This is a genomic window from Permianibacter fluminis (genome assembly GCF_013179735.1).
Classification (GTDB): domain Bacteria; phylum Pseudomonadota; class Gammaproteobacteria; order Enterobacterales; family Permianibacteraceae; genus Permianibacter; species Permianibacter fluminis.
This window is the reverse complement of the sequence record NZ_JABMEG010000001.1, coordinates 2,518,596-2,541,039: the sequence shown is the minus strand read 5'-3', so window position 1 is coordinate 2,541,039 and position 22,444 is coordinate 2,518,596. Positions and strand designations below refer to the sequence as shown.

General features: G+C 58.8%; 17 protein-coding genes and 3 tRNA genes. 12 read left to right on the top strand and 8 right to left on the bottom strand.

Features of this window, described 5'->3' with window-relative positions; genetic code table 11:
• Positions 1 to 118 precede the first annotated feature (118 nt).
• A complete protein-coding gene (locus tag HPT27_RS11030; protein WP_172243086.1) occupies positions 119 to 679 on the top strand; it encodes a hypothetical protein in 561 nt (186 codons plus the stop codon).
• Between the two features lie 47 nt (positions 680 to 726).
• On the opposite strand, the gene HPT27_RS11025 is transcribed toward HPT27_RS11030, so the two are convergent.
• Both HPT27_RS11025 and HPT27_RS11020 read right to left on the bottom strand, forming a co-directional pair.
• Positions 727 to 1,806 carry an XrtA/PEP-CTERM system-associated ATPase gene (locus tag HPT27_RS11025; protein WP_172243083.1) on the bottom strand — a complete coding sequence of 360 codons (1,080 nt, stop codon included), beginning with the start codon at positions 1,804 to 1,806 and terminating at the stop codon, positions 727 to 729.
• Between the two features lie 96 nt (positions 1,807 to 1,902).
• The gene (locus tag HPT27_RS11020; protein WP_172243080.1) at positions 1,903 to 3,300 is read right to left on the bottom strand and encodes a TIGR03013 family XrtA/PEP-CTERM system glycosyltransferase; all 1,398 of its coding nucleotides are present in this window, start codon (positions 3,298 to 3,300) and stop codon (positions 1,903 to 1,905) included.
• Here HPT27_RS11020 and HPT27_RS11015 point away from each other — a divergent pair.
• Both HPT27_RS11015 and HPT27_RS11010 read left to right on the top strand, forming a co-directional pair.
• On the top strand, positions 3,290 to 3,979 hold the full coding sequence (locus HPT27_RS11015; RefSeq protein WP_172243077.1) for a SixA phosphatase family protein: 690 nt from the start codon (positions 3,290 to 3,292) through the stop codon (positions 3,977 to 3,979). The genes HPT27_RS11020 and HPT27_RS11015 overlap by 11 nt on opposite strands.
• A gap of 258 nt (positions 3,980 to 4,237) precedes the next feature.
• The gene (locus tag HPT27_RS11010) at positions 4,238 to 5,332 is read left to right on the top strand and encodes a tryptophan 2,3-dioxygenase family protein (RefSeq protein WP_172243074.1); all 1,095 of its coding nucleotides are present in this window, start codon (positions 4,238 to 4,240) and stop codon (positions 5,330 to 5,332) included.
• A 122-nt stretch (positions 5,333 to 5,454) separates the two neighbouring features.
• On the opposite strand, the gene HPT27_RS11005 is transcribed toward HPT27_RS11010, so the two are convergent.
• On the bottom strand, positions 5,455 to 5,967 hold the full coding sequence (locus HPT27_RS11005; protein WP_407951126.1) for a GAF domain-containing protein: 513 nt from the start codon (positions 5,965 to 5,967) through the stop codon (positions 5,455 to 5,457).
• A gap of 202 nt (positions 5,968 to 6,169) precedes the next feature.
• Here HPT27_RS11005 and HPT27_RS11000 point away from each other — a divergent pair, with 202 nt between their 5' ends.
• The 3 genes from HPT27_RS11000 to HPT27_RS10990 all read left to right on the top strand — a co-directional run bounded on the left by HPT27_RS11000 (position 6,170) and on the right by HPT27_RS10990 (position 13,915).
• The gene (locus HPT27_RS11000) at positions 6,170 to 7,273 is read left to right on the top strand and encodes an efflux RND transporter periplasmic adaptor subunit (RefSeq protein WP_172243071.1); all 1,104 of its coding nucleotides are present in this window, start codon (positions 6,170 to 6,172) and stop codon (positions 7,271 to 7,273) included.
• A gap of 141 nt (positions 7,274 to 7,414) precedes the next feature.
• Complete coding sequence (locus tag HPT27_RS10995) at positions 7,415 to 10,771, top strand: efflux RND transporter permease subunit (protein ID WP_172243068.1); 3,357 nt, start codon at positions 7,415 to 7,417, stop codon at positions 10,769 to 10,771.
• A gap of 12 nt (positions 10,772 to 10,783) precedes the next feature.
• Positions 10,784 to 13,915 (top strand): efflux RND transporter permease subunit, encoded by a 3,132-nt coding sequence (locus HPT27_RS10990; protein WP_172243065.1) that lies wholly within the window; start codon positions 10,784 to 10,786, stop codon positions 13,913 to 13,915.
• Between the two features lie 133 nt (positions 13,916 to 14,048).
• On the opposite strand, the gene HPT27_RS10985 is transcribed toward HPT27_RS10990, so the two are convergent.
• Complete coding sequence (locus HPT27_RS10985) at positions 14,049 to 15,719, bottom strand: putative bifunctional diguanylate cyclase/phosphodiesterase (RefSeq protein ID WP_172243062.1); 1,671 nt, start codon at positions 15,717 to 15,719, stop codon at positions 14,049 to 14,051.
• Between the two features lie 170 nt (positions 15,720 to 15,889).
• Here HPT27_RS10985 and HPT27_RS19075 point away from each other — a divergent pair, with 170 nt between their 5' ends.
• From HPT27_RS19075 to HPT27_RS10965, 4 genes are all read left to right on the top strand, one after another.
• Positions 15,890 to 16,273, top strand: a complete 384-nt coding sequence (locus tag HPT27_RS19075) for a DUF1289 domain-containing protein (RefSeq protein WP_211197932.1) — start codon at positions 15,890 to 15,892, stop codon at positions 16,271 to 16,273.
• Between the two features lie 176 nt (positions 16,274 to 16,449).
• Entirely contained in the window at positions 16,450 to 17,850 is a 1,401-nt protein-coding gene (gene asnS, locus HPT27_RS10975; RefSeq protein ID WP_172243058.1) for an asparagine--tRNA ligase, read from the top strand.
• 49 nt (positions 17,851 to 17,899) lie between these two features.
• Positions 17,900 to 18,085 (top strand): CBU_0585 family protein, encoded by a 186-nt coding sequence (locus HPT27_RS10970; protein WP_172243055.1) that lies wholly within the window; start codon positions 17,900 to 17,902, stop codon positions 18,083 to 18,085.
• A 90-nt stretch (positions 18,086 to 18,175) separates the two neighbouring features.
• On the top strand, positions 18,176 to 18,556 hold the full coding sequence (locus tag HPT27_RS10965) for a zf-TFIIB domain-containing protein (protein WP_172245297.1): 381 nt from the start codon (positions 18,176 to 18,178) through the stop codon (positions 18,554 to 18,556).
• 121 nt (positions 18,557 to 18,677) lie between these two features.
• Here the strand turns inward: HPT27_RS10965 and HPT27_RS10960 are convergent, their stop codons facing one another.
• From HPT27_RS10960 to gltX, 4 genes are all read right to left on the bottom strand, one after another.
• Positions 18,678 to 19,232: a nitroreductase family protein gene (locus HPT27_RS10960; RefSeq protein WP_172243052.1), complete on the bottom strand. Its 555-nt coding sequence runs from the start codon at positions 19,230 to 19,232 to the stop codon at positions 18,678 to 18,680.
• Between the two features lie 349 nt (positions 19,233 to 19,581).
• Positions 19,582 to 19,657: transfer RNA gene (locus HPT27_RS10955), tRNA-Glu, on the bottom strand.
• 106 nt (positions 19,658 to 19,763) lie between these two features.
• Positions 19,764 to 19,839 (bottom strand) — tRNA-Ala (locus HPT27_RS10950).
• 48 nt (positions 19,840 to 19,887) lie between these two features.
• Positions 19,888 to 21,294, bottom strand: coding sequence for a glutamate--tRNA ligase (gene gltX / locus HPT27_RS10945; RefSeq protein ID WP_172243049.1), 1,407 nt, complete (start codon positions 21,292 to 21,294; stop codon positions 19,888 to 19,890).
• A 185-nt stretch (positions 21,295 to 21,479) separates the two neighbouring features.
• Between gltX and HPT27_RS10940 the strand changes: the two genes are divergently transcribed.
• A tRNA-Val gene (locus HPT27_RS10940) sits at positions 21,480 to 21,555 on the top strand.
• 383 nt (positions 21,556 to 21,938) lie between these two features.
• Positions 21,939 to 22,280, top strand: a complete 342-nt coding sequence (locus tag HPT27_RS10935) for a hypothetical protein (protein WP_172243046.1) — start codon at positions 21,939 to 21,941, stop codon at positions 22,278 to 22,280.
• The last annotated feature ends 164 nt before the right edge of the window (positions 22,281 to 22,444 follow it).

Below are 22,444 nucleotides of genomic sequence, written 5' to 3'. Positions count from 1 at the left end.
CCATCCCCTACAGTCCGATACAAACGAGCATTTGACCACGCAGAGCCACGCCCCTAGAGTGCGCCGGCGCATGCAAAGACATGCCAAGACCACCCCAACATAATCAGGATGAATACACATGAAGCGTCATGTAGCAGTTCTGGCCATGCTTTTTGGCCTGATGCAGATGCCTGCGCAAGCAGCAGATTGGTATGCCGACATCGCCTACGCCGATGGCGGTGACGAGTTCAATGTCTATGTCGAGGATGACGATGGTGATCTGAGCACAGAATCCGTATCGCTTGGCGGCGGCTTCAGCGGCTCACTCGGCGGTATCAACTACTTCACCGAAACCTTTTCGTTCCAATACAGTCTCGGCTACAAAGAAGACTCGGTAACCGCCGGCAGCGATTCGGTTAAATTCAGCCGCTTCCCGCTCGATCTGGTTGGTTCTTTCGATCTGGGCGATGTCTTCCAGGTTGGCGTCGGCATTAGCCATGAGTTCAACCCCAAGCTTGACCTCAGTGACGCAGGCATGGGTTCACACAGTTTTGATGATGCTACCGGCGAAATACTTCAGATCGGATTCCGTTTCACCAGCTGGAAGTTGCTGATTCGCCAAACGATGATGGATTACAGCTACGAAGGTCTCGACTTCGACGGCGACAACGTCAGCATCCGGGCCGCGTTCATTTTCTAAGCATCACCAACCGAAAGAAAAAGGGCGCTTTCAGCGCCCTTTTTCTTTCACGATGGCCGTTGGCCGGGACGATCAAACTCATCATCCTTGTCATCAAAGTTAAAGCTGATCGCGACCACTTTACGCATAAAGTCGCGTTCTTTGTCGAACCGGCGGCGCATGCGTTCGAGCTCCTGCTCCAGCTGTGCGATCCGTTGTTCGAGATTGCCGGCCGGCTCACCGGCACCATTGTTCGGTGCAGCCGAAGCAGCGTGGCCTGCGGTATGGCCAGCACCATTACTGCGGATCGGCTGGGCATTGCTTTCCGGCACCATCAGTTCGGCGCGCAGTTCCTGTGCGACGGTGCGAACAATGGCGTCGTCGATCACATGCTTTTCTTCCAGAAAACCATACAGCAGCAAGCGATCGCACAGCGTATTGATACGGCGCGGTACGCCAGCAGTGCATTCGTAGATCGCGTGATAGGCGTCTTTGCTGAACTCCGGATCATTTTTCCAGTCGACTTTCTTCAAGCGGTGCTCGACATAGCCGATGGTTTCGGTCGGGTCCAGATGGGCGAGATGATAAGAGGCCGTGATGCGCTGCCGGACCTGCTCCAGATTCGGGTGCCGCAGGTTGTCACGGAATTCTGATTGGCCAAGCAGGAAAATCTGCAGCAGCACTTTGCCTTTGAAGTGCATGTTCGACAGCATGCGCAGCTCTTCCAGCGACTCGAACGGCAGATTCTGTGCCTCGTCGACCACCAGCATGCAACGCTTGCCTTCCTTGTGCCGGGCCATCAGGAAGTTTTCGATGTTCTTCAGTAGACTGGTCTTGTCGGCGGCCTGATGTGCCAGACCAAAGGTCGCTGCGACCATGCGCAGGATATTGGTCGAATCGAGCTGGGTGTTCATCAGCTGGCCGGCGATCAGATCATCCTTTTTTTCCAGCGTGTTGAACAGCGTCCGGACCAGCGTGCTCTTGCCGGTGCCGACATCGCCGGTCACGACAATAAAGCCCTCGCTTTGCGAGACGCCATATTTCAGATAGGCCAGCGCGCGTTTGTGCGTGCTGCTGCCAAAAAAGAAATACGGATCAGGTGCCAGCTGGAACGGCTTGCCGCTTAGCTTGTAATAAGACTCGTACATCGTTGCCTCCTTTCACACATCCTTTGCCGAGTTCACGGCCAATCCCGTTTGCGTGAATCCATCCACGCGCTTGACTACCGGATTCGCCACCGCGTTTTATCGCGAGCCTTTGCGCCATAGCACCACTTCTGCGGTCTGGACCAGAATGGTCAGATCGAGAAACAGGCTGTAGTTCTTGATGTAGTAAAGATCGTACTGCAATTTTTCCCGGGTATCAGCCTCGGAATCACCGTACGGGTAATTGACCTGCGCCCAGCCGGTAATGCCGGGTTTGACCCGATGCCGCATGGCGTAATACGGGATCTTGTGGCTGAGCTGCTCGACGAACTCGGGCCGTTCCGGCCGCGGCCCGACAAAACTCATGTCGCCTTTCAACACATTCCAGAGCTGGGGCAATTCATCCAGCCGGGTCTTGCGCATGAAGGCCCCTACCCGAGTGACCCGCGGATCGTTCTTGCTGGCCCAGACGGCACCATTTTTTTCCGCGTCGACGACCATCGAGCGAAACTTGTACAAGGTGAACGGTTGGCCGTGCTGACCGGTACGAACCTGTTTGTAGATGGATGGATCACGCCAGCGGCTTTCGTGCCGAACAATGACCACCAGCAGCATCATCACCGGCAACGCCAGAATCAGCGCTATGGACGCCATGACAATGTCGAACAGCCGCTTGGTCATGACTCGGAAAATATTGTTGTCGAAGCCATCCAGAAACAGCATCCGCCCCGGTGACCAGGCATCGATATGAATTTTGCCGGTGCGCTGCTCGAAGAAGCTGGCCAGCTCGGTGATCTGGATACCGCGCAGCTTGCAGTCGATGATCTCTTCGGTCGGAAAATTCTTGCGGTTGTCTTCGACCGCGATGACGATTTCATCGGCGCCGTAATCGGCACAGACTTCGGCAATCGGTTTTTCGGAGCGTATCAGTCGCTCGGCTTCAACCTCATCATGGTCACCGCGCAGGTGCAGGAAGCCAATCAGCGTCGTGCCGTGCCAGTCGCTACGGCGACGCAGCCGCTCAAGCGCTTGCGCCAGCTTGCCCGAGCCGACCACCAGCACCCGGCGCGACAGAATCGAAGCGGAGGCAAATTGCTGGTAGAAAAACCGAATGATGCCAAGCAAGACAAAACTGACGGCAATGGTCAGGGCAAAGGCACCGCGACCGACATAGACTTCCGGGAACAGATAGAACACCGTCAGCAACAACGGCAGCGACAGCACATAGGTCCAGGCCATGCGCAGCATCAGCATGCGGAAACTGTCGCGCTGATGGCGTTGATACAGGCCCATGGCCATCAGCATCAACATCAGGACGACGGTAAAAACGCCGGCTTTGTATTCGAGTGGGATATTGGTAAGGTGCGTGCTACTGATGACGTCGCCGCCAAAACGTAACTCGACGCCTAGCTGCAGCGAAAAAAACAACGCCAGCACTTCGATGAGACCCAGCAGCAACAACGCCTTTGGGATGTAATGATTAAAAATGCGAACCATTCACTTCTTCCTGAAACACTGGCTCATGCTGGGGCGTTCCGGCCACCTGCCGCGACAACCCGCTGATTTTCGTTTTGCTGGGGGCTACGCTTGGAGCGGCGATTATACGGGTAAACGCCGGCGCGTCACACCGGCATTGGCCGTTCTGTTGCTGGCCGTCACCGGCTGCAGCACCAGCCACCTTGCCGGCGCCAGCCCGGACACCGCGGAGCAAGCTGCCGTGACCGCACAATGCACGATATTTCTGGTCCGCCACGCGGAAAAGCAGGCCATTCCGGGCGAAAAGGACCCACAGCTGGCGGCCGTCGGCCAGCACCGGGCTGAGGCCTTGGCCAACCGTCTGGCCGCAGCGCCCATCGACCGCTTGTTTGCGACCGGCTACCAGCGCACCCAGCTGACGCTGAAGCCGCTGGCGGCGCGGCTCGGGCGCGAACTGCAGATTTACGATGCCCGCCAATCCGGCGCATTTCTGACCGGAATTCTGGCAACCGGCTGCCAGGGCGCCCTGATTGTGGCCGGCCATTCCAATACCCTGCCGGAATTGCTGCGCGCCGCCGGCATTGCTGAGACCGCCAGCGAATTTGATGAGGGCCGCTACGGCGAGTTGTTCATTGTTGACCGCCAGCTGCGCAACGGCAGCTGGCACAGTCGGCTGACGGTGGAGCGCTTTGGCGATTGAGCCGAGGCCTGCAGCCCGGCCATTGCCGAATCGCCCTTAATCAGGACGGTCAGTGTTTGAGCAGCCATTCTCCGAACCTGCGTTTTACCGACCGCCCTTTCCCGGTCTGAGGTCCTCTCCCGGTAGGAGACCCTCGCCCGCTGGGCACCGGCGATTCAAGCCTGAGCGGGACAAATGCATCGGCCTTGATCCTCGTTCCAGTTGCCGCCGGCCGGCAGCGTATAATTGTCGCCGTCATCCTTTTCGGCGCCCTCGCCCATGCAAAAAAACCTCGAACCCTGCTACTACGGCGATTACCTGCAACTGGGCAAATTGCTCGATGCCCAGCATCCGGTTGCCCCACGCTATGGCCAGCAGGCTCACGACGAGATGCTGTTCATCATCGTCCATCAGGCTTACGAACTCTGGTTCAAGCAAATCCTGCACGAACTGCGTGATGTCCACGCCACCATGGCGCAGCCGCATATCAACGAGCGCGAGCTCGGCACCGTCATCGCCCGACTGGAACGTATCCGCAGCATCCAGACCGTGCTGGTTCAGCAGCTGACCGTGCTGGAAACCATGACGCCGCTGGACTTCCTCGACTTCCGCGATTACCTGATCCCGGCGTCCGGCTTTCAAAGTATTCAATTCAAGGAAATCGAGATCCGGCTCGGCCTGCGCGCCAACAACCGGATCAATTTCGATCAGCAAAGCTTTTACAGCCGCTTGAACGAGCCCGATCGCAATTTCCTGATCGGGTTGGAAGCGCAGCAGAATCTGCACGATCACCTGGATGCATGGCTGGCCCGCATTCCGTTCATCAGCACCGCCGGCTTCGATTTCTGGCAGGCTTACCGGCAGGCCGTTGACCGCATGCTGGCCGACGAAGCCGACATCGTCCGGCAACACCCGAACCTGCTGCCGCACGACCGCGACTTTCAGCTGCGCGAGCTGGAAAAAACCAAGGTCAGCTTCGACTGCTTGCTTGATGCCAACCGCTTCGACGAGTTGAAAGCGCAGGGCAAATTCAACCTGAGCCAGCGGGCGCTGCTGGCGGCCGTGTTCATCAATCTGTATCGCGATGAGCCCATCCTGCACCTGCCGTTCCGCTTGCTGACCGCATTGGTCGAGCTCGATGAAGGCTTCACGACCTGGCGCTACCGTCACGTCATGATGGTGCAGCGAATGATTGGCGCCAAAATCGGCACCGGCGGCTCCAGCGGCAGCGATTACCTGCGGCAAACCACCGAGAACAACCGGTTCTTCCGCGATTTGAGCCTGCTGTCGACCTTCCTGTTGCCGCGCTCGGCGCTGCCGCAATTGCCGGAAAGCCTGCGCGCTGCGCTGGATTTTCATGCCAATCGCGGTTAAGTACAGATTGAGTGCAGTTTGGGTGCAGGTTGAGTGCAGATTCAGCCAAACTCATCAGCAAATAAAAAACGGAGCCACGGGCTCCGTTTTTTATTTGCTTCCGCGTTGCCTGCGCCAGCGGCTCAACCGACCGGCAAATCACTGGCCCGGATAAACAGCGACACCAGCTTGCTCATACCGTCGGCGTCAATCGCATCAAAGCGGCCGTGGCGCGGACTGTCCATATCGAACACGCCCCACAGCTCAGCTCCAGCCCGGACCGGCAACACCAGTTCGGCATTCGAGGCGCCATCGCAGGCAATATGGCCGGGAAAGGCATGAACGTCTTCGACCAGCTGAATCTCGCCGGTACGGGCGCAAGCGCCGCAAACGCCCTTGTCGAACGGAATGCGGACACAGGCCACCTTGCCCTGGAAGGGTCCCAGCACCAGCTCGCCGGCACGGTTCAGGTAAAAGCCGGCCCAGTTCAGTTCCGGTACCTGCTGGGCGATCAGTGCACTGAACTGACTGGCGTTGGCCAGCCAGTCGCGTTCGCCATGAAACAGCGCCTCGGCCTGTTTCAGCAGCTCAGCGTAAGCGGCGCGCTTGCGGTCCGGGCTGGACATGTCCAGCGCGTTCAAATCATCGGCATGCATCGGGCAGCCCTGTCATTGCGTTATCAGAACGCCATTTTAACCATTGTTTGGTGATTCTCGCCGAACCGAACAAACCTTCTCCCACGTATCTGCGTCATAGCCCGTTACAGATCAGACACTTGGCAGTCACATCCGGGTTGGCACACTCGCTGCCATGCAGTGATGGACCCAAATAGCAACGATAAATCTCCAGGAGCCCTCCATGATTGGCGTTTCGCAAGACCGGCGCGGTCTGACCCTGACTCTGCGACTGACCCAGACCTTGACCGCCTTGACCCTGGCCAGCCTGCTGCTGACCGGCTGCGGTGGCGATGCCAAATCCGAAGAAGCGGCCAGCGACGGCGACAAGAAGAAGGAAGAAGAAGTCGCGTTGCCCGTCGAAGTCAGCAAGGCGAGCTCGGGTCTTATCACGGCCACGCTGACCAGCACCAGCACACTGGAGGCGGAAGAACAGGCCAGCGTTGTCGCCAAGGTCAGCGGCGTGGTCACCAAGCTTTTTGTCGAAGAAGGCCAGATGGTCAAAGCCGGCGACCCGCTGATCCAGCTCGACACCGAACGGCTGCAACTGGAAGTGGCCCGCGCCGAAAGCAACCTGGCCAAACTCGCCAGTGATCGCGACCGGACCAAGCAGCTGTTCGAGAAAAAGCTGGTCAGCTCCGACGCCTACGACAAAATCAAATTTGAATACGACTCGCTCAAAGCCAGCCACGATCTGGCCAAACTGGATCTGGCCTACGGCACCGTGCGGGCGCCGATCAGCGGCGTTGTTTCCAAGCGCATGGTCAAGGTCGGCAACATGGTGCAGCTGAATCAGCCGGTCTTTGAAATCACCGATTTTGATCCGCTGCTGGCGGTCATTCATGTGCCAGAACGCGAACTGGCCAAGCTGACGCTGAATCAAGCCGCCGTGATCACTGTCGATGCCCGTCGCGATCAGCTGTATCCGGCCCGCATTCTGCGCATCAGCCCGATCATTGATGCGGCGTCCGGTACCTTCAAGGTCACTCTCGCCGTCAACGACAGCAAGCGCGAACTGAAACCCGGCATGTTCGGCCGGGTCGCCGTCACGTACGCCCAGCATGACAATGCCGTGCTGATTGCCAAGGATGCGGTGCTCAACGAAGACGGCGAAACCGCCGTGTTTGTCATTCGCGACAACAAGGCCTATCGGACGCCGGTCGAAACCGGTTTTACCGATGACAAACACATGGAAATTCTCAAGGGCATCGCTGCCAATGACCTGGTGGTCACCACCGGTCAAAACAGCCTCAAGCACGAGGCCAGTGTCCAGGTGCTGAATCCCTGAAGTCCTGATCCGAGCACGCAACCGCTTTGCGCCAGGGAGCCGGCAACGTCATGAAAACCGTTTCACTGCCGACTGTCCTGTCCTCAGGTGGGCCGCACTCCCCGGCCCACCTATTCTCTCTCTGCTAAGAAAAACGACATCATGACCCTGATCGAATTGTCCATGCGTCGACCGGTAACCGTGTCGATGGGCGTCGTTGCCATGCTGGTGTTTGGCCTGGTGCTGCTCGGTCGGCTCGGGCTGACCCTGCTGCCGGACCTGTCCTATCCAACGCTGACCGTACGCACTCAATACACCGGCGCCGCACCATCCGAAGTGGAAAACCTGATCTCGAAACCGATCGAGGAATCGGTTGGCGTGATCAAGAATGTCCGCAGCGTTCGATCGATTTCCCGCGCCGGACAGAGTGACGTGCTGCTGGAATTCAATTGGGGCACCGACATGGGTCTGGCCGGCATCGACGTCCGGGAAAAACTGGATCTGGTGCAATTGCCATTGGATGTGCAGCGACCGACCTTGCTGCGCTTCAATCCGTCACTGGACCCGATCGTTCGGTTGTCGCTGTCGCGGCCGCTGGCCGAAGGACAAACCCGCACAGCCGCCGCTGCGGAACAAAACTTGACCTGGTTGCGCCGGCTGGCAGATGAGCAAGTCAAGAAACAGCTCGAAGCCATTGAAGGTGTCGCGGCCGTCAAGATCAGCGGCGGTTACGAAGATGAAGTCCAGATCAATATCGATCAGGAAAAAGTTTCCCAACTCGGCCTGACCATCGAACAAATCGCCCAGCATCTGCAAGCCGAGAACGTCAACCTGTCCGGCGGCCGACTGGAAGAAGGCAGCCAGCAATTGCTGGTACGGACGATCAATCAATACCAGTCGGTTCAGGAAATGGCCGACACCATTGTCGCCAGCAATGACGGCAAGCCGGTGTACCTGCGCGACATTGCCCAGGTCGCGATGCGCTACAAGGAACGCGAAGCCGTCACCCGCATCAACGGCGAAGAAGCCGTCGAAATTGCCCTGTACAAGGAAGGCGATGCCAACACCGTTGCCGTTGCCCACAAAATCAAGGCGCGGTTGGAAGAGCTCAGCAAATCGCTCGGCGATGGTCTGAAGCTGGAGAATATCTACGACCAGTCGCTGTTTATTGAGGATGCGGTCGGCGAGGTGGTCGCCAACGGCATCGAAGGTGGCATTCTGGCCACGATTATTCTGTATTTGTTCCTGCGCAACGTCTGGGCGACCGTGATCATCGCACTGTCGATTCCGGTCGCGGTCGTGATCTCGTTCAACCTGATGTACGCCGCTGGCGTCACGCTCAACATCATGTCGCTGGGAGGGATCGCGCTGTCTATCGGCATGCTGATCGACAACGGCATTGTCGTGCTCGAAAACATCGATACCCATCGCAAGCTCGGCAAACCGGTATTCCAGGCCGCCCGGGAAGGCACGGCCGAGGTGGCGGGTGCCGTCACCGCCTCCACGCTGACCTCCATCGCGGTTTTCCTGCCACTGGTGTTTGTCCAGGGCATTGCCGGTCAGCTGTTCCGCGACCAGGCCTTGACCGTGACTTTCTCGCAAATTGTGTCGCTGTTCATCGGCTTTACGCTGGTGCCGATGCTGGCGGTGGTTGGTCAGCGCAAAACAGCGGAAAGTCACCCCGAGCTGGCCGTGCACCGCCGTCAGGATTCCAATCTCCCGCAGCCAGCAAAGCAAAGTCTTGATATACCAGAGACCCCGCCAATCGAACGATATCCTTCCCGCTTTCGCTCAGGGTTGGCAGCCATTTTCTCGGCTTTAACACCTGCGATCGTCAGCAAGCTCATCGTCAATCCGACAGCGGCTGTCATAAAGTGGATACGCAAAACGCCAATTATTGCGATCCTGATGAGCTGGCTCCTGTTTGTTGCCGGTCTTGTTGGCAAGTTAATGCATCGGCTATTCAAGCCGATCGTCGATGCGTTCAATTACCTGTACACCAAACTGGAACAAGGCTATGACAGCCTGATTCAGCAAGCATTGAGTCGCAAGCTGCTGGTCATCACCATCGCGCTGAGCCTGTTTGCCATCAGCGTGTTCATGTTGTCGCGTATCGGCGTTGAACTGATTCCGCAACTGGCACAGGGCGAGTTCGTCGCCAACCTGCGCGCCGCGCCAGGCACGCCGTTGGCAAAGACTGACGAGATCCTGCTGAAGGCGCATCGCATTGCTGCAGCAATGCCGGAAGTCGAGCGCAGTTTTGCCGTGGCCGGCAGTGGCAACCGACTCGATGCTTCGCCAGACAAAGGCGGCGAGAATGTCGGCGAGTTGAACGTGGTCTTGAAAAAACCGGTCGCCCAGCACACCGAAGCCGAGGTCATGCGGCGGCTGCGTGAGCAATTGTCGCAGCTACCCGGCGTCCAGGTTGAAGTGGAACGGCGCGCACTGTTCACCTTCAAGACCCCGCTGGAAGTCGAATTGATTGGCTACAACATGGATGATCTGCGGGCGAGTTCCGCGCAACTGGTCGGCCTGATGCGGGCGAAGGATCGCTTTATTGATATTCGCTCGACGGTGGAAGAAGGCTATCCGGAATTGCAAATCCTGTTCGATCACGAGCGGGCAGCAAAATTGAACCTGTCGGTGCCGGATGTGGCCCAGCGCGTGGTCAAGAAGCTGCGCGGCGACATCGCGACCCGCTATGCCTTCCGCGATCGCAAGATTGATGTCGTGGTCCGGCTGGACGAAGTCTCGCGTAACTCGGTCGAAGAAGTCCGGCAGATTATTGTCAACTCGGATCCCAAGACACCGATTCCGCTGTCCGCCATCGCCGAGGTCAAGCTGGCGGTCGGACCCAGCGAGATTCACCGCATCGGTCAGGAGCGGGTCGCCATCGTTTCCGCCAACCTGCATTACGGCGATCTCGGTGAAGCGGCCGCCGAAGTGCAGCAGCTCATCAAGCAACTGCCGGAGCGCAGCGGTATCGAAATCCGGCTGGCTGGCCAGAACGAGGAAATGCAGGTGTCGTTCCGCTCGCTGCAATTTGCCTTGTTGCTGGCACTGTTCCTGGTCTATCTGGTGATGGCCTCGCAGTTCGAGTCGCTGCTGCATCCGTTTGTGATCATGTTCAGTGTGCCGTTGGCGCTGGTGGGCGCGGTGCTGGCACTGGTGCTGACCAAGCAGACCATCAGCGTGGTGGTTTTCATCGGCCTCATCATGCTGGCCGGTATCGTCGTCAACAACGCGATTGTGCTGATCGACCGGATCAACCAATTGCGCGCCGAAGACCTGCAAAAACTCGCAGCGGTGCGTGAGGCCGGTCGTAGTCGGCTGCGCCCGATCATGATGACGATGCTGACCACGGTACTTGGCATGGTGCCACTCGCGCTGGGCATTGGCGAAGGTGCCGAGATTCGCGCCCCGATGGCGATCACGGTCATCGGCGGCATCACGGTCTCGACGTTGCTGACGCTGGTGGTCATCCCGGTGTTGTACACCCTGCTGGATCGCTCCGAGTAAGGACACGCCATCATGCGGATCACCGAATTGTCGCTGAAGCGGCCCGTTACCACGCTGATGCTGTTCTTTTGTTTTCTGGTGGTCGGCGGCGTAGCAACCCGTCTGCTGCCACTGGAATATTTTCCGGAGGTACAGTTCCCCGGCATCTTCATCCAGATCCCCTACCCCAGCTCCAGTCCGGAAGAAGTGGAGCGACTGGTCACCCGGCCGGTGGAAGAAGCACTGGCGACGCTGTCCGGCATCAAACGCTTTCGCTCCGACACCAACAACGATGGCGTCCAGATTGGCGTGTTCTTTGGCTGGGATGCCAATGCGATTGTCAAAGGCATCGAGGCGCGGGAAAAGATCGACGCCATCCGTGATCAGCTGCCGAGTGATCTGCAGCGATTATTCGTGTTCACCGGCCGCACCACCGATGCGCCGATGCTGGAGATTCGCATCTCCAGTGACAGCCGCGACTTGTCCAAAGCCTATGATCTGTTAGATCGCAAATTGCGACGGGCCATCGAATCAGTGCCTGGCGTGTCGAAGGTGGATTTGGGTGGCGTCGAGCCGCTGCAAATTGAAATCCAGCTCGATGCCGGCCGCGTTGCGGCGCATGGCGTGCAACTGCCGGCGCTGGCGGCAACGCTGGCCAAGCACAACTTTTCCGTGTCCGGCGGCCTGATACAGGATGCCGGCCAGCGACTGCGGGTGAAGCCAGTTGGCGAATGGCAAAAACTGGACGATATCCGCGAGCTGCCGATCAATGATCGCGGGCTGCGCTTGTCCGATATCGCCACGGTCACGTTTGCGCATCCCCCGAGGGAAGTCGGCCGCCATCTGGATCTGAAAGACGCCATTGCGCTGTCGATCACCCGTGAAAGCGGTGCCAATCTGGTCGACACCTCAGAGCGGGTCATGCAGCGCATTCAGGAGCTCAGCAACAGCAACGAGTTTCGCGGCATCCAGCTGTACATGATGAACAATCAGGCTGAGGGCGTCGTCAACAGCCTGAAAGAAATCGTGATATCCGGCTTGATTGGCTTTGCCCTGTCGGTGCTGGTGCTGTACAGCTTCATGCGGAACTGGCCAGTGACGATTGCCGTTTCGTTGGCGGTGCCGTTTGCGGTGATGATCACACTCGCCTACATGTTCTTTGCCGGCGTCACCATCAACATTCTGTCGATGATGGGGCTGATGCTGTCGATTGGCATGCTGGTCGACAATGCGGTGGTGGTCAGCGAAAGCATTTTCCGCCAGGAGCCGTTATATCCGAACGATCGCAAGGCGGCCATTCTGGCCGGCGCCCGCCATGTCGGTCTGGCGGTTTTGACCGGAACGATTACCACGGTGATCGTGTTTCTGCCGAACATCATTGGCGAAAAAATTGACGTTACGGTGTTCCTGAGCCACGTCGCCACGACCATCACGGTGTCGATGTTCGCGTCACTGTTCATCTCGCTGACCATCATTCCGCTGCTGCTGTACTGGCTGCCGATGCAAGCCAATGCCAAGCCGGTGCAATGGGTGGTCAAGCTGTCGGAACGCTACGCCAACATACTGGACTGGACGCTGCACCATCCCAAACTGTCTGGCCTGTTTGCGCTATTGGTGCTGCTGTCGGTGGCGATTCCGTTCAACCTGATCAAGAAGGACATGTTCGAGGAAAGCGCCCAGGATCGTTTGCGGCTGTTCTATCAGCTGGATGGCAAATACACCGTTGACCGGGTCGAGGCAGCTGTGACACCGCTGGAGGAGTGGCTGCTGAAGAACAAGGACCGTTTCGATATCGACAGCGTCTACAGCTATTTTGTTACTGACGAAGCCGGCACCACCATCCTGCTGAAAAAAGAGCGACCCTCCGGCCTGACGCTGCAGGAAATGCGCGAACAGATGGAAAAGGAAATGCCGAAATTTCCGCTCGGCAAAGTCACCTTCCAGCGCGATCGCTTTGGCGGCGGCGAAGATTTGCGGGTACTGCTGGTCGGCGATTCGACCGAACGACTGGCTGGCCTGTCGCGCGAGCTGGCCCAGATGCTGGCTGGCGTCAAAGGCCTGAAGGAAGTCCGCTCGGAAGCCAACCGCGGCGATCAGGAAGTGCAGGTTCGCATTGACCGATCGCGTGCCCAGGTGCTCGGCCTGACGCCATCGGCAGTGGCGCAGTCAGTGGCGGTGGCGATGCGCGGCCAGCCACTGCGCACCATGCGGACCGCGCACGGCGAAACCGATGTCCGGTTGATGTTTGGCAAGAGCGACCGGCAGAAAATTTCCGATCTGGAAACGCTGCCATTGTTCCGGCCGAACGGCGAGCGGATACCGCTGTCTGCCGTGGCCGACATCACGACGGCGCGCGCCAGTCAACGCATCGTCCGCGAAGATCGGCTGACCACGATCGGCGTCACGGCGGTGGCCGATGGCATTTCCGGCGAAGAAGCCCGCAAAAAAATTGAGCCGTTCCTGAGCAAGCTGCAATTGCCGCCCGGTTACAGCGCCAGTTTTGGCGGCGGTTTTGATCGCGAAGACGAAGCTGGCCGCGTGTTCGCCCAGAACATGCTGCTGGCACTGATGATGATCTACGTGGTGATGGCGGCGATGTTCGAATCGCTGATTTTTCCGAGCGCGGTGATCTTCTCGGTGTTTTATTCGGTGGTTGGGGTGTTCTGGTTTTTCCTGATTACCGGCACCACGCTGTCGATCATGGCCAACATCGGCATTCTGGTGCTGATGGGCGTCATCGTGAACAACGGCATCGTGCTGATTGATCACATCAACCAATTGCGCAAGGAAGGCATAGCGCGGGCCGAAGCCATCCTGACCGCCGGCCGCGAGCGATTGCGACCGATTCTGATGACCACTGCCACCACTGTGCTCGGGCTGGTGCCGCTGTGCATGGGCTCGACCACCATCGGCGGCGATGCCGACAGCCCGCCCTACTACCCGATGGCCCGCGCCGTGGTCGGTGGTTTGGTGTTTTCGACCGTGGTCAGTCTGCTGATTTTGCCGACCATTTATGTCGGGCTGGACAATATTCGGCTCTGGAGCAGCCGGGTCTGGGCCGAAGCCAAAGCCCGGGCCCGCGGCCAGTGGCCGGCGCCGATGGAATCAGTGACACCGATCATCGACGAGAGCCGCACTGCCACGGCGGATGAGTCGCAACCGTAGCGTGCTAACTCAGCAAAACAAAACCGCCAGCTGGCGGTTTTATTTTGCTCGTATTCGTTTGCTCCGTTTTGTTCCTTTCAGAGCGGCGGCTTTCAGAGCGACTGCAATCAGGCAAGCGGCAGACCAGTTCGCGTCAGGCCGGCGGCAGCGGCGCCGGTCTGGCGATGCCATAACCCTGAGCATAATCGACACCGATTTCCCGCAGCTTGGCCAGCACGGCATCGTTCTCGACGAATTCGGCAATCGTCTGCATGCCCATCACCTTGCCGACTTCGTTAATCGCGCGGACCATCGCGTAGTCCATGGCATTGTTGGCCAGATCCTTGACGAACACACCGTCGATTTTCAGGTAGTCGACCGGCAGGTTGCGCAAGTACGCAAATGACGACATGCCGGCACCGAAATCATCGAGCGCAAAGGCACAGCCCAGCTGCTTCATCTGCTGAATGAATGCGCGGGCACTTTGCAGGTTGGCAATGGCCGCCGTTTCGGTGACTTCAAAACAGACCAGACTCGGCGTCACACCAGAGCGCTGCAGCTCATCGGCGACAAATTGGTGGAACAGACTCTGATTGATACTGGCGCCGGACAAGTTGATGGCGCAGCGGATCGGCGGCTGGTTCTTCTTTTGCCGTTGCGCCATCCAGTCGAGCGTCCGGCCAACCACCCAGCGATCCAGCATCAGCACCAGATTGAACCGTTCCGCCGCCGGCAGAAACATGCCCGGCGGAATCAGGCTGCCATCGACATCGACCATCCGGACCAGAATTTCCTGATGGCCGCCGCCGTTGCCCGGCAATACCGGCGCAATCCGCTGTGCCCACAACTGAAACCGATCCTGCTGCAGCGCCTGGACGATGCGCGACACCCATTGCATTTCGGTGTGGCGCTGCGCCAGCTGAACATCGTCATCGCTGTAAACCCGGACCTGATTGCCGCCGAGATCTTTGGCGTGATAACAGGCCGCGTCGGCCTGACCGAGCACGGTGGCCCAATTCTGGCCGGCACCAAACAGTGGCGCCACGCCAACACTGATGCTGACCGAGAACGACTTGTCGCCCCAACTGAATGGAAACTGGCTGACCCGCTCGCGCAGCTGCTCGGCCCAAGTGGTCGCCTCAGCCAACGAGCGCTGCCACAGCAGCACGGCGAACTCATCGCCGCCGATGCGGGCGAGCACATCGTTGTCGCCGGTGGCGCTGCGAAACAGATCGGTCAACTGGCGCAACAATTCATCGCCGGCAATATGGCCACAGGTGTCATTGACCACTTTGAATTGATCGAGATCGAGATAACAGAGCGCATGGGTACTGCCATCATGAACCGATTGCAGCAAGGCATCCTGCAAACGGCTTTCGAATTCGGCGCGGTTGACCAGCCCGGTCAGGCTGTCATGTGAACGCTGGAAATGAATGGTGTCGGCCAGCGAGCGGGTCTGGAACAGATCCTTGACGGTCAACAGCCAGCCGCTGACGCCGGCATGCTGGACCGGACTCACTGTGAGTTCGAACGGAAATTCGCTGCCATTGCGCCGCAGGATAACGGCGCTGTCGTTGATGTGGCGCAGCCAGTCGGAATCGTCCAGCCGCTCCAGCGGCAGGCTTATCGGTTCGCGGCTGTTTTCATCGACCAGCAGCAGCAGGTCGGCCAGAGCGCCTTCGAGCCGGTCATCATCACGGTAACCGAGCAGCCGGCGGCAGGCGCGGTTGACCAGTAACAGCTGGCCTTGGGGGTCAACCACCAGCACCGCTTCCCGAAGTGCCTGCAGAACTGCAGGCAGGAGTGGGTGTTGCGCGTATTCCATGTCAGAACCGATCCCTGTCACAGGTTCGCGGTCACCGGTCCGCGGCTAAAAGTCCGCAGTTACTGGTCCGCAGCCTCACGGCGCCGCAGTCAAACAGGTCCATGGTCAAGAAGGTCCATGGCCTCCCTTCCGGGTGTGCACATCCGTCGCACTCCCACAGAATAGCCGATATGCATTCCCACGGGGCGTTTGTGAAATCCCACGGGGGTTATGAAATCCAGCGGGACGATTATGAAATCCAGCGGCAAGGCCCATTACCGTCCGGTAGCCGGTGGCGTCATGACCGGGCCACAGGCTACCATAGCGGCCGGTTTTACCAGCCCGGACAATGGGTAGATCAGGTTGTGAGTATTTCTCTTTCCGGCAAGCGCAGTGACACCGCCTCGCCCTGCATCGGCGTCTGCAGTACCGTGCTTGGCGACGAAATCTGCCGCGGCTGTGGCCGCAGCTTTGAGGAAGTGCTGAATTGGCACCAGCTTGATGACGAGCAGAAGCGTGCCATCAATCGTCGATTGGCCGAACGTATTCAACTCGCCGACCAGGCGATAGAGTGACCGGCCGCCAGCGACGGCGCGCCACCGCCACCCCGATTTACCCCTGCCCCTGCGGTCATTGCTGATCCGGGCTCGGCCGCTGATCGACGGTCATTGGCCGAGCGACAGCAACCTGGGAATTGACTGACTGCAACGACGACGATTGCTCGTCGTAACGACAAGAGAGGACTGTTGAGATGATTCGTTTGGCCATTGCCGATGTCTTGAAAGGCAAGGCTGCCGCCGGCAGCCAGGTTCGCATCCAGGGCTGGGTTCGCACCCGCCGCGATTCGAAAGCCGGCCTGTCTTTCATCAACGTGCATGATGGCTCGGGCTTCCACCCGGTGCAGGTGGTGGCCGAACAAAATCTGGCCAATTATCAGGATGAAGTGCTGAAGCTGACCGCTGGCTGTTCGGTCGACATCGTTGGCACCGTGGTACCGTCGCCGGCCGCCGGTCAGGCCATCGAGCTGAAGGCCGACAGCATCACCGTGCTCGGCTGGGTCGAAGACCCGGAAACCTACCCAATCAGCCCGAAGCCGCACAGCTTCGAATACCTGCGTGAGCAGGGCCACCTGCGCGCCCGCACCAACGTCATCGGCGCGGTGACCCGGGTCCGCAACTGCATTGCCCAGGCCATCCACCGCTTCCACCACGAGCAGGGCTTTGTCTGGGTGGCGAGCCCGATCATCACCGCCAGTGACTGCGAAGGCGCCGGCGAGATGTTCCGGGTCTCGACCCTGGACCAGGTCAACACGCCGCGCACACCGGACGGCAAAATCGACTACTCGCAGGACTTCTTCGGCAAAGAGGCGTTCCTGACCGTGTCCGGCCAGCTCAACGCCGAGACCTATGCGATGGCGATGTCCAAGGTCTACACCTTTGGCCCGACCTTCCGCGCCGAAAACTCCAACACCAGCCGCCATCTGGCCGAATTCTGGATGGTCGAGCCGGAAATCGCCTTTGCCGATCTGGCTGCCGACGCCGACCACGCCGAAGCGATGCTGAAATACATTTGCCGCGCGGTGCTGAACGAGCGCATGGATGACATGCACTTCTTCACCGAACGGATCGAACCGACCGCCATTTCGCGGCTGGAAGCCATCGTCGCGACCGAATTCGTCCGGATGGATTACACCGAAGCGGTCAAGATCCTGAAAGCCAGCGGCGAGAAATTCCAGTTCCCGGTCGAATGGGGCATGGATCTGCAATCGGAGCACGAGCGCTACATCGCCGAGAAACACGTCGGCCGGCCGGTCGTCATGATGAACTACCCGAAAGACATCAAGGCGTTCTACATGCGCCTGAACGACGACGGCAAAACCGTCGCCGCGATGGACGTGCTGGCACCGGGCATCGGCGAAATCATCGGTGGCTCGCAGCGCGAAGAGCGCCTGCATGTATTCGATGAGCGGCTGAAGGAAATGGGCCTGCCGATCGAGAATTACTGGTGGTACCGCGATCTGCGCCGCTATGGCACCGTGCCACATGCCGGTTTCGGCCTGGGCCTGGAGCGCTGCGTGGCCTATGTCACCGGTATGCAAAACGTCCGTGACGTGATCCCGTTCCCGCGGACACCGAAAAACGCCGAATTCTAAGTGGGTTTTCAGGCCCGACCACAATCGGGCCTTTTGTCAGGAGTAGACCATGAGCAAGATCGATCGCGCCTACGTCAGCGACAGCACCCGGTTTCTGCAGGAGCTGGAAAAAAAGCCGGAAAACAATCAATCGCCGGCCCGCAAGGCCGAAGAAACCAAGTACCAGCGCATCAATGCACTGCGCGATGAGGCCAAGGCCGCCGCAGAACCCAGCAAGATCTGGAGCGGTTTCTGATTTCACGTTACCTTTCACGCCACCCCACTCCCCGAGTGCGACGATAGTCGCTACACTGGGAGTGGGACTAATGTTTCGGGGGGAGCTGTCATGAAATGTCCGAAGTGCAAAGCGCCAATGGATAATGTGGTGCTGGAAGGCGTGGAAATCGAGCGCTGCAGCGGTTGCAAAGGCTTGTGGTTTGATGCCAACGAAGAAGTGATGCTGAGCAAGATCAAGCATGCCGAAATGCTCGATCTGGGCCTCGCCAGTCTGGGCAAGGAATTCAACAGCCAGGAACCGATTTTCTGCCCGCGCTGCGGCGATAAATCGCAACTGCACAAAATGCAGGATCCGAAACAGCCGCATATCGAGATCGACCGTTGCACCAGCTGCAATGGCACATTCTTCGATGCCGGCGAATTCACCGACTTCAAAAAGCACGACGTGCTGGATTTCTTCAAGTCGCTGGCGGTGAAAGTGCGCCGCTGATCCGCGCCGGTATTACCGCAAACAAAAAGCCGGCTGTTGCCGGCTTTTTGTTGGCTCACAATTGCCTGAGCCGACTCGCTCAAACGCCCCTACAAAATGGGGCCACTAAGAAATCAGGCGCTCAAACGTAGCGCCAGATGCTGTCCGGCGTCGGCGCCGCGCCGGTGTCTTTCGGCTCGCCCTTGATCGTACCGACATAAACATAACCAATCACCTGCTCACCGTCAGTCAGGCCGAGCAACTGCCAAATCGCCGGGTTATAGGCAATATCACCGGTGCGCCAGTAGCTGCCAAAACCCATCGCCTGCGCCGCGTTGATCAGCTGAAACGTCGCCAGCCCGGCGGTCAGCAGTTGTTCCTGCGCCGGAATTTTCGGGTTGTTCTGAATGCGGGCCACCGCAATGAGCACCATTGGCGCCCGCAGCGGCAAACCCTTGGCACGTTCCAGTTTGACGCTGTCGGTTTCGCCGGACTGTTGCATGCCTCGCGCATACAGCTCACCAAGCTGCGTTAGTTTCTCGCCTTCACAGACCAGAAAACGAAAGGGCTTCAGATTGCCGTGATCCGGTGCCCGTAGCGCCGCCTGCATCAGCGTGTTGATCTGATCATTGCTCGGTGCTGGCGCGGTAAGGATGGGAAAGGAACGACGGGTTAGCAGGAAGTCGAGAGGGGTCATTGGTATGAAGTTGCCGAAGAGAGTTCTCAGCACATTCTAGCGAGGTCTGCACAGGAAAGCTCTGAGCCCCTCGCCCCTTGCGGGAGAGGGGTTGGGGTGAGGGGTAAGCTGCGGTAACACGCCTGATTCTGAAAAAAACAGAAAGCGGTTTTCGCTGACGCGAAAACGCTCCTCACCAGCCACGGGGATAGCGCGACGCATCCTTGCGCCGCGCCCTTCGGGTTCCGCGCCGTTGGCGCTGCACGCAAATTCGCTCCCGGCGAATTTGTCGAACCCCTGCGGGGTTCGCTATCCCCGTGGAAGCGGAAAAAGCGAAAGGCCCGGTATTAACCGGGCCTTTTGCTTTTTTTGGCGTCCCCACGGGGATTCGAACCCCGGTTACCGCCGTGAAAGGGCGATGTCCTAGGCCTCTAGACGATGGGGACTAAACTGTTTGTACTGCCACTTTCGGTACTGCTTACCAACTTTCCCACGCTGCCAAGCGCTAGCTTGGCAAAACAAGGGGCCGCTAGAGACGGCCCCTCAGGAAGCTGGTGGAGCTAAGCGGGGTCGAACCGCTGACCTCTTGCATGCCATGCAAGCGCTCTACCAACTGAGCTATAGCCCCGAAAGAGGCGCGCATTTTAGGGGTGGTCTGCAGCCCTGTCAACAACCCTTACGCCGCTTTCGCATCAATAAATGCCAACGCACGATCAATTCGTGCCAACACCCGCGACTTGCCGATCAACTCTGCCGTGATATCGATTGATGGCGAAGCCGTCGAACCGGTGATCGCAACGCGCAATGGCGGCGCAACCTTGCCAAAGCCCAGACTCAGCGCTTTGCAGACCGCATCGACAGCGCCGTGAATTGCCACCGCATTCCAATCGGCGAGCGCCGCCAATTGCTCGCGCAGCGCCGCCAGTGCCGCGCGGGTCTGCGCAGTCAATTGCTTGTCGGCAGAGACGGCGTCGTAATCGCTGAACTCTTCATAGAAATAGCGGCTCTGCGCTGCCATGGTCCGCAGGTTGTCACAGCGCTCGGCTTGCGCCGCCACGACCCGCGCCAGTGCCGGGCCGCCAGCAAGGGCAATATTCTGGTCTTGCATATGCCATTCGAGATGCTTGGCCACCTCGTCGGCTGGCGAGCTCTTGATGTAGTGATGATTGAGCCACAACAGTTTTTTGGTATCGAACGCGGCGGCGGATTTGTTGACGTCTTTCACGTCGAAAAACTGAGTCATCTCGGCCATCGAGAAAATTTCCTGATCACCGTGTGACCAGCCGAGCCGAACCAGATAATTGAGCAGCGCCTGCGGCAAATAGCCTTCATCGCGATACTGGATGACGCTGACAGCGCCATGACGCTTGGACAGTTTCTGGCCATCCTGGCCCAGAATCATCGGCAGGTGACCGTACTGCGGCAGCGTCGCGCCAAGCGCCAGCAGGATGTTGATCTGCTTGGGCGTATTCGAGACATGATCATTGCCGCGAATGACGTGGCTGATCTGCATGTCATAGTCGTCGACCACGACGCAGAAGTTATACGTTGGTGAACCATCGGTACGGGCGATGATCAAATCGTCGAGCTCGTCGTTGGCAATCTCGATGCGGCCGAGGATCAAATCGTCCCAAGCCACCACGCCGCCAATCGGATTCTTGAATCGCACGACAAACGGCTTGCTGTCATCCGCCGGCGGATTATGCCGACAATGGCCGTCGTAACGCGGTTTGTCCTTGCGCGCTTCCTGCTCGGCACGCAACTGCTCCAGTCGCTCTTTGGTACAGCTGCAGCGATACGCCGTGCCGGCGTTCAGCATTTGCTGAATCACGTCCTTGTAGCGATCAAAACGCCGGGTCTGATAGAACGGACCTTCGTCCTCTTTCAAGCCGAGCCAGCTCAGACCATCAAAAATGGCCTGCACTGCGGCATCGGTCGAGCGCTCCAGATCAGTGTCTTCAATCCGCAGCACATACTTGCCACCCATGCGGTGGGCATACAGATAGGAATACAGCGCGGTACGGGCACCGCCGACATGCAGGTAGCCGGTCGGGCTGGGCGCAAAACGGGTACGAACGGTCATGTTTGAGGTTACCGTGGTCTGAAGACAGGGCTGGCCGGGCGGGCCGGCATTGTAGCAGCGGCCGTTCGCCCCGGTTACCCCTTGATAATGCTTTCACCAGTGCTTGACCAAGCCGGTATCGGACCCTATGATGGCGCCCCTTTCCGGCCTCGGCTGGAAAGTCGGTTGTAGCAAGCGATGCAGTTGGGCGCTTAGCTCAGTTGGTAGAGCATCTCCTTTACACGGAGGGGGTCGGCGGTTCGAGCCCGTCAGCGCCCACCAACTGCAGAATTTGCTGCCACAATCGATACGTCAAAAGCCCGGTCTGTCCGGGCTTTTTGCTTTTCTGGCCCGCCCTCCCCGGTTTCACGCGCCAATCACAACCTCAAGCACTCTCCGAATCACGCCTCGAATCAAAGCCCGAATTGAAACCCTGCCATCACGCCGATGCACCCGGACTTGGCCGTGCAGTCAGCCGCTCGCCTTCCCCATTTGCGGAACCCGGTACCGATCTCGGGATATCCACACGTCTGACTACTGACCAAAAACCAGCGGCAATGCAGATTTCTTGCGAATTCCGCCAACCTTTTTGCCTTGGCACGCGTCTTGTTAGTGTGACCACAACGCTATCTCATCCACCAGCGATGAACACAAGGAGAGTCATCATGCGAGGTTCTTTCGATTGGGCCATGCTGCGACTGGCCATTTTGGCAGCCTTCATCGTGCCGGCCGCACTGATGGGGCAATCCGCCGGCAGCCACAACAAACAAAATTCCTGGTTGGCAGCGGTCGACATTGCCGAACCGGTGCTGACCCTGCACCGCAACGCGCCGCAACCGGTTGCACTGCCGACTGCGGTGGTTGAAGACATCCAGCAAAGCGCCGCGATGGCGTCGCAAGCGCAGCAGGAAGCGATGCTGGCGCTGCGCAAGGAGTTGGCACGTGAGCTGGTCCGCGTCCGGATGCAACGCGCCGAAACCGCCGCCCGGCAAAGTGCAAAAAGCTGACAAGATCTGAGTCGTCGAGTTATCCCGATTACTGCTGCATCACTGCGGCATCACTGCTTTATCGCGGCTACATCGCCGGCAAATCACTATGGCCGTGCCGGCAGAGGCCGGCAGCTGTGCTGCCAGGGTTTGCAGGTCGACGTCCGCTGCGCGACACTGCCAGT

Excerpts from the sequence above, each read along its gene's own strand:
- HPT27_RS11030 (WP_172243086.1), top strand. The coding sequence starts at position 119 with ATGAAGCGTCATGTAGCAGTTCTGGCCATGCTTTTTGGCCTGATGCAG.
- HPT27_RS11025 (WP_172243083.1), bottom strand. The coding sequence starts at position 1,806 with ATGTACGAGTCTTATTACAAGCTAAGCGGCAAGCCGTTCCAGCTGGCA.
- HPT27_RS11015 (WP_172243077.1), top strand. The coding sequence starts at position 3,290 with ATGCGAACCATTCACTTCTTCCTGAAACACTGGCTCATGCTGGGGCGT.
- HPT27_RS11020 (WP_172243080.1), bottom strand. The coding sequence starts at position 3,300 with ATGGTTCGCATTTTTAATCATTACATCCCAAAGGCGTTGTTGCTGCTG.
- HPT27_RS11010 (WP_172243074.1), top strand. The coding sequence starts at position 4,238 with ATGCAAAAAAACCTCGAACCCTGCTACTACGGCGATTACCTGCAACTG.
- HPT27_RS11005 (WP_407951126.1), bottom strand. The coding sequence starts at position 5,967 with ATGCATGCCGATGATTTGAACGCGCTGGACATGTCCAGCCCGGACCGC.
- HPT27_RS11000 (WP_172243071.1), top strand. The coding sequence starts at position 6,170 with ATGATTGGCGTTTCGCAAGACCGGCGCGGTCTGACCCTGACTCTGCGA.
- HPT27_RS10995 (WP_172243068.1), top strand. The coding sequence starts at position 7,415 with ATGACCCTGATCGAATTGTCCATGCGTCGACCGGTAACCGTGTCGATG.
- HPT27_RS10990 (WP_172243065.1), top strand. The coding sequence starts at position 10,784 with ATGCGGATCACCGAATTGTCGCTGAAGCGGCCCGTTACCACGCTGATG.
- HPT27_RS10985 (WP_172243062.1), bottom strand. The coding sequence starts at position 15,719 with ATGGAATACGCGCAACACCCACTCCTGCCTGCAGTTCTGCAGGCACTT.
- HPT27_RS19075 (WP_211197932.1), top strand. The coding sequence starts at position 15,890 with ATGCATTCCCACGGGGCGTTTGTGAAATCCCACGGGGGTTATGAAATC.
- asnS (WP_172243058.1), top strand. The coding sequence starts at position 16,450 with ATGATTCGTTTGGCCATTGCCGATGTCTTGAAAGGCAAGGCTGCCGCC.
- HPT27_RS10970 (WP_172243055.1), top strand. The coding sequence starts at position 17,900 with ATGAGCAAGATCGATCGCGCCTACGTCAGCGACAGCACCCGGTTTCTG.
- HPT27_RS10965 (WP_172245297.1), top strand. The coding sequence starts at position 18,176 with ATGAAATGTCCGAAGTGCAAAGCGCCAATGGATAATGTGGTGCTGGAA.
- HPT27_RS10960 (WP_172243052.1), bottom strand. The coding sequence starts at position 19,232 with ATGACCCCTCTCGACTTCCTGCTAACCCGTCGTTCCTTTCCCATCCTT.
- gltX (WP_172243049.1), bottom strand. The coding sequence starts at position 21,294 with ATGACCGTTCGTACCCGTTTTGCGCCCAGCCCGACCGGCTACCTGCAT.
- HPT27_RS10935 (WP_172243046.1), top strand. The coding sequence starts at position 21,939 with ATGCGAGGTTCTTTCGATTGGGCCATGCTGCGACTGGCCATTTTGGCA.